This is a genomic window from Candidatus Saccharimonadales bacterium (genome assembly GCA_036397795.1).
GTDB lineage: Bacteria > Patescibacteriota > Saccharimonadia > Saccharimonadales > DASWIF01 > DASWIF01.
On sequence record DASWIF010000070.1, the window covers coordinates 1 to 1,870 of the forward strand.

6 protein-coding genes are annotated in these 1,870 nt (G+C 51.2%); 1 reads left to right on the top strand and 5 read right to left on the bottom strand.

From position 1 onward, the window contains the following. The 5 genes from VGA08_04020 to VGA08_04040 form a co-directional block, all read right to left on the bottom strand. Positions 1-222: hypothetical protein (locus VGA08_04020; protein HEX9679758.1), on the bottom strand; the 222-nt coding region annotated here is incomplete at its 3' end. After that, positions 219-398, bottom strand: a complete 180-nt coding sequence (locus VGA08_04025) for a hypothetical protein (protein ID HEX9679759.1) — start codon at positions 396-398, stop codon at positions 219-221. The genes VGA08_04025 and VGA08_04020, both read right to left, overlap by 4 nt. Continuing rightward, positions 386-721: a hypothetical protein gene (locus tag VGA08_04030; GenBank protein ID HEX9679760.1), complete on the bottom strand. Its 336-nt coding sequence runs from the start codon at positions 719-721 to the stop codon at positions 386-388. The genes VGA08_04025 and VGA08_04030 overlap by 13 nt, the downstream gene beginning before the upstream one ends. Positions 722-820: 99 nt before the next feature. Further along, positions 821-1,015 (bottom strand): hypothetical protein, encoded by a 195-nt coding sequence (locus VGA08_04035; protein HEX9679761.1) that lies wholly within the window; start codon positions 1,013-1,015, stop codon positions 821-823. 31 nt (positions 1,016-1,046) lie between these two features. Further along, entirely contained in the window at positions 1,047-1,196 is a 150-nt protein-coding gene (locus tag VGA08_04040; GenBank protein ID HEX9679762.1) for a hypothetical protein, read from the bottom strand. Positions 1,197-1,391: 195 nt separating this feature from the next. Here VGA08_04040 and VGA08_04045 point away from each other — a divergent pair, with 195 nt between their 5' ends. Continuing rightward, on the top strand, positions 1,392-1,625 hold the full coding sequence (locus VGA08_04045; protein HEX9679763.1) for a helix-turn-helix domain-containing protein: 234 nt from the start codon (positions 1,392-1,394) through the stop codon (positions 1,623-1,625). Positions 1,626-1,870: the final 245 nt, after the last annotated feature.

Consider the following 1,870-nt stretch of genomic DNA (forward strand, 5'->3'; position numbering starts at 1 on the left):
GGTTGCAATTACGTTTGCCCCGAGCGTAGGCTTGCCTTGAATGATGTGAATACCGGTCATGCTAGCAAAGGGGGGAAGCCCGATTTCAGCGCCGGCCATGACCTTAACGATGGCCTGGGCCTTGCTTCGGGTATCGCTAAAATACCCGCTCTCATGCAAAGCGCCGGCGGCCTGTTGAATCTGTCCAAAGTCGTTGTAAATGATAAGTGAGTTGTTCGTCATCGGTTCGTTCCTCGTGTTTGATTTTCCAACAATAAATACTTTTTGGTAAGCTCCTCGGCCTGGGCCTCCCACAGTTCGAGACGCTGCTGTAGTAGTTCATTCTCGCCCTTAAGCCGCCGGTTCTCGGCCTTGATGAGTGCCAATCTCTCGATGTCGGTCATGGCTAGTACCCCCATCGACCGGCCGCCGCCGCTACCGTCTGGTCATAGTCGGCTTGCTGCTGCCGGCCCGCCAACATTCCCAACGTCGCCAGCCGCTTCGCCTCGAACCCATCCCGGCAAGCGCCGGATGACTGGTACACGATGGCGCTGGTGGGGATGCTGACACGGCCGTTCTTGCCGCTTAAGCGCTGGGCGTTGGTGGCACGGCTGCCGGATGACTGCCAATCGGTTTTAATGATTGGCGTCGGGCGACCGATGTACATCACCCAACCGCTGGCGCCCGTTTCGAGGTCGCTGAACTTGACTACTGCTTTAATTTGCTCTACTATTTGTGTCATCAAAAGTTCCTTTTTGATTTAGCCCTTCCGGTTCGCGGCCGGGAAGGGCTTTTTGTTGCCTTCTAAAATTTTAACTGCCCCAATTAACGAAATTTGTTGTCATTTGTCTCCTTTGTGCCCGGTGGGAAATAAATACAATCTCCATCCGGGGCCGGGTGAATCCTGTTTGACTGCGCCGGCGGCGATAAGCTCGGCACTGACAACCCAGTCGATATACTCTGACGGCATCCCATGCGGGCCTTTCCATGCCTCGATTCTTTTTAGTGCGTCCTGCGCGGCTTGTGATAATTTCATCGTCATCTCCATTTGTGCCCGGTGGGCCCCGCTATACCGCCAAACGGCCGTTGAACTTGCTAATCTTCTCGACCGTCGTCTGGCCGTTGTCCCAGCTGATGGTATAGAACTCGCCATCATCCTTGATAATCCAGCCATACAGCCTCTTGCCATCCTTGAAAATATAAACTCGTGTTGCCATCGTCATCTCCATTTGTGCCCGGTGGGGGCTGGTTTGTGTTTCTAATACTCCTGTAGTGTAGCAGACTATTCGCCATGTGTCAAGCGATTATACAGTATTGGTGTCACCAATATTTATTTACCTTATTGACGTGCATAAAATTGTATGCTAATATAAACGAATGAGTTATTTTGTAAAAGTTATACGGAGGCAGCGATGAAGGAAACGCTTTACACGGTCGGGCAGTTGGCAACCATATTTAATCGAACGCGGCAAACCATGCACAATTGGATTAGTGACGGCCGTTTCCCGAACATGATTGAGGCTGGCGAGGGCGGCGGGCGTGTGTTTTTGGTTCCTGCGTCCGATGTGGAGAGGGTTAAGGAGGAAGAGGCGACCAAGCTCATACAAGAGCTAAATCGCCTTGGATTTCAAGCTGTCTCTGCGTAGGAAGTCGGAATAAAAAAAGACTTCCCACGCCAGAGCGCAGAAAGCCTTTTCATTTCCCCCAACTGCCTACAGTTTCTAGACCACCGGCGGCGGGGCTTGGTTCAGCACCTTTGATAAGGCACTTTAACAACCGAATACGCACATTTTACACTAGACTTTACTTAAGATAAGGTCAAGCGGACATGACAGAGCGGCTATCAAGTCAGCACGATATGACTTTACAGCTAGTAAAGTTATATTTTCCA